The organism is Streptomyces spongiae (assembly GCF_009377185.1).
GTDB classification, from domain to species: domain Bacteria; phylum Actinomycetota; class Actinomycetes; order Streptomycetales; family Streptomycetaceae; genus Streptomyces; species Streptomyces spongiae.
The window spans coordinates 1-6348 of sequence record NZ_VJZC01000574.1; the positions used below are offsets into that span (position 1 = coordinate 1).

General features: G+C 72.4%; 6 protein-coding genes, 1 tRNA gene and 1 pseudogene. 6 read left to right on the plus strand and 2 right to left on the minus strand.

The features are described 5' to 3' along the window. The 4 genes and pseudogenes from FNH08_RS41780 to FNH08_RS41795 form a co-directional block, all read left to right on the plus strand. A pseudogene (locus FNH08_RS41780) lies at positions 1-195 on the plus strand (hypothetical protein); the annotation flags it as partial. Continuing rightward, positions 195-512 (plus strand): hypothetical protein, encoded by a 318-nt coding sequence (locus FNH08_RS41785; RefSeq protein ID WP_152776735.1) that lies wholly within the window; start codon positions 195-197, stop codon positions 510-512. The pseudogene FNH08_RS41780 and the gene FNH08_RS41785, both read left to right, overlap by 1 nt. Positions 513-678: 166 nt before the next feature. Next, complete coding sequence (locus FNH08_RS53755) at positions 679-2952, plus strand: beta-alanine-activating enzyme beta-propeller domain-containing protein (RefSeq protein WP_407704561.1); 2274 nt, start codon at positions 679-681, stop codon at positions 2950-2952. Positions 2953-3028: 76 nt separating this feature from the next. Further along, positions 3029-3316 carry a hypothetical protein gene (locus FNH08_RS41795; RefSeq protein WP_322726321.1) on the plus strand — a complete coding sequence of 96 codons (288 nt, stop codon included), beginning with the start codon at positions 3029-3031 and terminating at the stop codon, positions 3314-3316. 127 nt (positions 3317-3443) lie between these two features. Here the strand turns inward: FNH08_RS41795 and FNH08_RS41800 are convergent. Continuing rightward, positions 3444-3517 (minus strand) — tRNA-Met (locus FNH08_RS41800). A gap of 107 nt (positions 3518-3624) precedes the next feature. After that, the gene (locus FNH08_RS41805; RefSeq protein ID WP_152776737.1) at positions 3625-4773 is read right to left on the minus strand and encodes a dihydrofolate reductase family protein; all 1149 of its coding nucleotides are present in this window, start codon (positions 4771-4773) and stop codon (positions 3625-3627) included. Positions 4774-4842: 69 nt separating this feature from the next. Here FNH08_RS41805 and FNH08_RS41810 point away from each other — a divergent pair, with 69 nt between their 5' ends. Further along, on the plus strand, positions 4843-5379 hold the full coding sequence (locus tag FNH08_RS41810; protein WP_152776738.1) for a MarR family winged helix-turn-helix transcriptional regulator: 537 nt from the start codon (positions 4843-4845) through the stop codon (positions 5377-5379). Between the two features lie 158 nt (positions 5380-5537). Then, the gene (locus FNH08_RS41815; protein WP_152776739.1) at positions 5538-6188 is read left to right on the plus strand and encodes a GTP cyclohydrolase II; all 651 of its coding nucleotides are present in this window, start codon (positions 5538-5540) and stop codon (positions 6186-6188) included. The last annotated feature ends 160 nt before the right edge of the window (positions 6189-6348 follow it).

Here is a 6348-nt window from a genome sequence, read left to right on the forward strand (position 1 = left end):
CCCCACCACCGCTCCCCGTACGGCCTCGTCACCGCCCTCGACGGCACCGACTCCGCCCTCGTACGCCCCCATCTCGCCGCCCACGAACAGGAATCCGCACTCCAGCAGCGCCGCCGCCTCGCTCTCGTCCTTGCCGCAGACTTCGGGATCGACCTCGATGGGCACCTGATCGGCGCGCAGGGGGTGGCCGCCTGATGTCCGCCCGCCTGCTGCCCTGGCCCTCTCTCGACGGCAAACCCTGCTACCTGGTGACGGACAATGGCGGCGGGTACCTGTCCCGCCGCGCCGACGACCTGGAAGCCACTCAATTGGCCATCGGCGCCGACGTGCTCGTCCTCGCCCGATCCGTGCTGGACGACCCCGCCTCGCCGTACACCGAGGTGCGTTACGCCGGCCTCCGCCTCGCCGAGTGCCTGACCGACGCCCTGCGCGTCGCAGAGTCGCGCGGCATGCGACTGCTCGCAGCGGACACCGAGGAGCCGCAGGACACCGAGGACACCGAGGACGCCTGAGAACCAGCGGGCACTCACGAACCGGCAGCCAAGGGAACCTCCACCCCCGCCCCCGGCGTCCGTCCGCACAGTGAGGTGCGGATTCCGTGCCTGGCGGACATCATGGACCAGACAGACATCCGGGGAGCGGCAAGCACTCCGGCGGGCGGGGGGCAGGGGGCGGCCCATGGCGCAGCCGTTGGAACGCGGTGACCCGCGGCAGGTGGGGCCGTACCGCATCGTGGGGCGCCTCGGTGCCGGGGGCATGGGGCGTGTCTATCTGGGACGGTCGCCCGGCGGCCGGGCCGTCGCCGTCAAGACCATCCGGCCCGAGATGGCCGACGAGCCCGAGTTCCGGCAGCGGTTCGCGCGGGAGGCGGCGGCCGCGCGGGCGGTCAGCGGGGCGTTCACGGCCGCGGTCGTCGACGCGGATCCGTACGGGGACCCGCCGTGGCTCGCCACCGTCCATGTCGCGGGCATCTCGCTCGACGACACCATCGCGCGGCACGGGCCGCTGCCCGAGTCCTCGGTGCTCGCCCTGGGCGCCGGACTGAGTGAGGCCCTCCAGGCCATCCATGCGGCGGGCCTCATCCACCGGGATCTGAAGCCCTCCAACGTGCTGCTGGCTCCCGACGGGCCCAAGGTGATCGACTTCGGGATCGCGATCAGTGCCGGATCGAGTTCGCTGACCCGCAGTGGAGTCGTCGTCGGCACGCCCGCGTTCATGTCGCCCGAGCAGCTGACGGGCGGCCGTGCCAGTGCGCCCGCCGATGTGTTCGCCCTCGGGGGCGTGCTCGTCTTCGCCGCCGGTGGCGAGGGGCCCTTCGGGACCGGTCCGTCGGTCGGCGTCGGCTATCGCGTGGTCCATGACGAGCCCGACCTGGCCGCCGTCCCCGAAGGGCTGCGCCCGCTTCTCGCCCGCTGTCTCGAGAAGGATCCGGTGCTCCGGCCCACAGTCGCGGAGCTGCTCGCCGAGTTCTCCGGCCGAGTCCATGCCGCCTCCGGAGCGGCTGCCGGCTCGGCGTACGGCGAGGACACCGTCACCCTCGCCCTCCACGGCGGCGACTGGCTGCCCGCGCCCGTGGCCGCCTCGGTGCGGCGGGCCGAGGTGGCCGGGGACGCGGTGGACCCGCGCCTGCCCACGGGAGGGGAACCCTTCGCGGAGACCGCGACGGCGCCCGCGGGGTTCGGACCGCCGACCCCCGCCGCGCTCGACGGTCCCAGACCTTCGGGCCCGAGCGCCCCCGGCTCCGTACCAATCCCCGTGCCAACCCCCGTACCGATCCCCGTACCAACGGCCGGTCCGCCGGGCGGTGAAGGAGACCGCACTCCCGACACCCCGACCCGTCGCCGCGCGCTGATCGCGCTCGCCGGACTCGGCACCGTCACCGCCGTCGGCGCGGCCACCTACATGCTGGGACGCGGCGACCAGGACCCCGGCGACGGCAAGGGCAAGGACGAGGGGAACAACACCCTGAAGGACCCGGGCGACGGGGCGGACCCGGGCAGCCGGAAATGGACCTACGGCACCGGAGGACCGGTCGCGCCCGCCCTGCTCGCCGCGAACGGGCTGGTGTACGCCGGCAGCAAGGACGGGAGCATGTACGCCCTGGACGCCGAAACGGGGAAGCCGCGCTGGCAGTTCAGTACCGGCAACGGCGTCTACACCTGCCCCGCCGTGGCCGGGGGCGTCGCCTACTTCGGCAGCGCGGACTACCACCTCTACGCCGTCGACGTGAAGACCGGCGAGCAGCGCTGGCAGTTCAGCGCCAAGGGCGAGGTCAACTCCTCCCCGGTGGTCGCCGGGGGAGTGGTCTACGCGGGCAGTGACGACGGGCGGCTGTACGCCGTGGACGCCCGTTCCGGCGACCGCGAGTGGACGTTCGCCGCCGAGGGCCGCATCCGCTCCTCCCCGGTGGTCGCGTGGAGCAAGGTCTACGTGGGCAGTGAGGACTCCCGGCTCTACGGCGTGGACGCGGCGACCGGGGAACGCCGCTGGTCCTTCAGGACGGACGGCGACGTCAAGTCCTCACCGGCGATCGCCGACCGTGTCGTCTACGTGGGCAGTTACGACGGCAACCTCTACGCCGTCAACTGCGACACCGGCGAACTCCGCTGGACCTTCGCCACCCGGGGCGGTGTCGGCTCCTCTCCGGCCGTGTCCGGCGGGGTCGTCTACGTGGGGAGCGACGACGGCAACCTGTACGCCGTCGACGCCCTCACCGGGAAGCGGAAGTGGAAGTTCACGATCGGCAGTGTCGTCTACTCCTCGCCGACCGTCCTCGGCGACGCCGTGTACGTCGGCAGCAAGAACGGCAACCTCTATGCCGTACGCACGGACACGGGCAAGCGGCTGTGGACGTACCGGACCGGCGCGGACGTCCGTTCCTCACCCGCGGGGACCGGCGGCACGGTCTTCGTGGGCAACGACAGCGGCACGGTCTTCGCGGTCAACCGCTGAGCAAAGGGGTGGGCGCCGGTGGGGGCGCGGCGTGGCGCCTCGGTCGGGGGCGCCGTCTGATCGAGGATTCGTGCGCGTGGCCCAGACTTTCGAGGAGCTCGTGGGGATGCAGCGCGCGGCGGACGAGGCCCACGCGCGAGTGGAGGCGTTGCGCGAACAGTACGGTCCCCCGACCGCCCAGAAGTGGACCGAGACGGAGACCGACACGTACGAGACCGCGTGGCGGGCCTGGCGCGACCTCGCCCGGGACGTGCAGGCCGCGGTGACCGAGTACGCGAGCGCGGAAGGGCAGTCGCGCGGCGAGATCGAGGCGGACGTGAGGAAGGCCGTGCGGCACCCCGGACCGGGTGCGCCCGAGGCGTAGCCGTGCGCGCGGGACACAGAAGTGATCCCGGACACAGCAGTGGGCCCTGATGTAGAAGCACGCTGACGCCACGACACGAAAACACCCGGGGCCGGAACCCTTTCGGATTCCGGCCCCGGGCCTTCAGTAGCGGGGACAGGATTTGAACCTGCGACCTCTGGGTTATGAGCCCAGCGAGCTACCGAGCTGCTCCACCCCGCGTCGGTGAAACCAGTGTACGTCATTTTCGGAGCGCCCCGCACACGGGTTACCGGCGGGCACCCTCCGGCAACGATCTCCCGCGTCAGCCCACAGAGGTGCCCAGGACCTCAGGGAGTGAGCAAGTGGCTGTTCGGCGCGGTCGCCCGGGGCTCGTACTCCGGGAGTACGACGACGTCGGCGCCTTCCGCGGCCAGGAGGGCGCTGCCGTCGGCACCCACGACGAACGTGTCCGGCTCCCGCCACGCGGTGACGACCCGTCGTACGCCCGCGTCGAGGATCAGCCGGGCGCACGGGGACGGGCGGGAGGAGCGGCGGGCGCAGGGCTCCAGGCTGCTGTAGACGGTGGCGTTGGCCAGGCGCGGGTCGGCGGGGTCCAGCTTGGCCAGGGCCGCCTCCTCGGCGTGGGCCGCCGGGTCGTCGCCCTCGCGGGAGTGGGCGCGGGCCAGTTCCGTACCGTCGGCGGCGACGATCACCGCGCCCACGCTGAAGGCCGTGCGCGAGGGCGGGCACTGTGCGGCCAGGTCGCAGGCCAGGTCGAGCCAGTGCCGGTCCGCCGCCGAGGGCTGCCCGCCCGTGCCGGGGACCGTGGGTGCGTACCGGACGAGGACGATGTCGCCGACGGGCCGGGTCTCCAGCAGGCGCAGGCGGCTGGTCGGGCCGCCGGGGTAGGCCCCCGTGCCGAACATCCGCGGGGCGTCCGACTGGCCCACGAACAGGGGCGCGACCGCGAGTTGGAGCTCGTCCGCGAGGCCCTGCCGGAGCAGCTGGGTGTGGACCTGGCCGCCGCCCTCCACCATGAGGCGCCGGACGCCGCGTACGGTCCCGAGGTGGTCGAGCACGGCCCGCCACCGGAGGTCGGGGCCGACGGACACCACGTCCACGTCGGCGGGCAGGCCGAGGGCGCGCAGGCGTTCGGCGCCCTTGTCCGTGGTGTACGCCACCTTCTCGCCGCCGGTGTGCCAGAAGCGGGCCGTGGCGTCGAGGTCTCCGGACGCGGTGACGGTGACCTTCAGCGGGTACTCCGGGAGCCCGGCCGCGACGCGCGCCGCGCGCCGCTCGGGGGAGTTCACCAGCAGCCGGGGGTTGTCGGTACGCAGGGTGCCGGCGCCGATCAGGATCGCGTCGCTGGCCGCCCGTACCTCGTCGACCCGGTCGAAGTCGGCCGGGCCCGACAGCAGCAGCCGTTCGGGTCCGGTGTCGTCCAGGTAGCCGTCGAGGGAGACGGCGGCGGACAACAGGACGTAGGGCTGGGGCATGGGGGTCGCTCCCGTGGTTGTGACCGTACGGCCGTGGTTCAAGTTTTAAACAATAACTACACTGTCCGTATGACGACCCGCTGGCTCACCCCCGAGGAACAGCGTGCCTGGCGCGCCTACATCGCCGCCTCGGTGCTCCTGGAGGACGCGCTCGACCGGCAGCTCCAGCAGGAGGCCGGTATGCCGCACCTGTACTACTCGGTGCTGGCCAACCTCTCCGAGGCACCGGACCGGCGACTGCGGATGACCGACCTCGCCGAGTCCCTGAAGATCACCCGCAGTCGGCTGACGTACGCCGTGGCGCGGCTGGAGAAGGACGGCGCGGTGCGGCGCGAGGACTGCAAGTGGGACAAGCGGGGCAGTGTGGCGGTGCTCACGGAGGAGGGGATGGCCCTTCTGGAGCGTACGGCACCGGGGCACGTCGAGACGGTCCGCCGAGCGGTCTTCGACCACCTCGACCCGGAGCAGGTGGAGCAGTTGGAGCGGATCTGCGCGGGCATCGCGGAGGCGCTCCAGGGTGAGGGCCCTCGGCTTCAGGGCGACGGCCCTCGGGTGGGGCCTCCGGACGACCTCCCGTGGCGCCGCCGCTCCTGTTCGTCCGGTTGATCCGTCCCTTGGGAATGCCCCGCTCGCCCACGTGGTTCCTCAATGGGGTTGATTGAAGTTTGAAGCAGGGCTAGAGTCGCCGTGGGTGATGTGCTTCAAAACTGAAGCAAGCTGAGCACATCGTCGATCCTGTACCCGCACCCGGACCGGAGGCCCACATGCCCGACCAGCCCACCGCCACCACCCGCTCCCGCGTCCGGGTCCCGCTGCGCTTCCACGACGGCTACGGCGTCGACGCCGAGCTGGTCACCTTCCACGGCCTGACCGACGGTCAGGAGCACGTGGCCGTCGTCCTCGGCGAGCCCGAGCCCGGCACGACCCCGCTGGTCCGCCTGCACTCCGAGTGCCTGACCGGCGATGTCTTCGGCTCGGCCCGCTGCGACTGCGGCCCGCAGCTGCGCGAGGCGGTGGAGCAGATCGCCGACCGCGGTGGCGTCCTCCTCTACCTGCGCCAGGAGGGCCGGGGCATCGGCCTGTACAACAAGCTCGACGCGTACGCCCTCCAGGACGAGGGCCTCGACACCTACGCCGCCAACGCCGCCCTCGGCCTCCCCGAGGACGCCCGCGACTACACCGCGGCCGCGCAGATGCTCGGGGCCCTCGGCATCGACACCCTGGACCTGCTGTCCAACAACCCCGACAAGGCGCAGCAGCTCCGCGACCTCGGGGTCAAGGTCCGCACCCGCGTCCCCACGGGCGTCTTCACCACCGCCCACAACGTCCGCTACCTGCGGGCGAAGGTCCTCCAGACCCAGCACACACTGCCGCTGGCGGATCTGGCAGACCTGACGGAGCTCTCCGCGGGCTGACGGGTCGGCCCGCGCCCCTTCAGGGGCGCGGGGCTGTGACATGGTGCGGCTTCGCCGCGTGGGCGCGATCAGCCACACACCACGCGCGGTTCCCCGACGGCAGCAAGCAGGCAGACGCCTGTCCCGTCCACTGGGATTCTCCCGGTCGGCCGCCTGACCC

What these genes read in the sequence shown, in the direction of transcription:
- FNH08_RS41785 (WP_152776735.1), top strand. Translation starts at nt 195, where the DNA reads ATGTCCGCCCGCCTGCTGCCCTGGCCCTCTCTCGACGGCAAACCCTGC.
- FNH08_RS53755 (WP_407704561.1), top strand. Translation starts at nt 679, where the DNA reads ATGGCGCAGCCGTTGGAACGCGGTGACCCGCGGCAGGTGGGGCCGTAC.
- FNH08_RS41805 (WP_152776737.1), bottom strand. Translation starts at nt 4,773, where the DNA reads ATGCCCCAGCCCTACGTCCTGTTGTCCGCCGCCGTCTCCCTCGACGGC.
- FNH08_RS41810 (WP_152776738.1), top strand. Translation starts at nt 4,843, where the DNA reads ATGACGACCCGCTGGCTCACCCCCGAGGAACAGCGTGCCTGGCGCGCC.
- FNH08_RS41815 (WP_152776739.1), top strand. Translation starts at nt 5,538, where the DNA reads ATGCCCGACCAGCCCACCGCCACCACCCGCTCCCGCGTCCGGGTCCCG.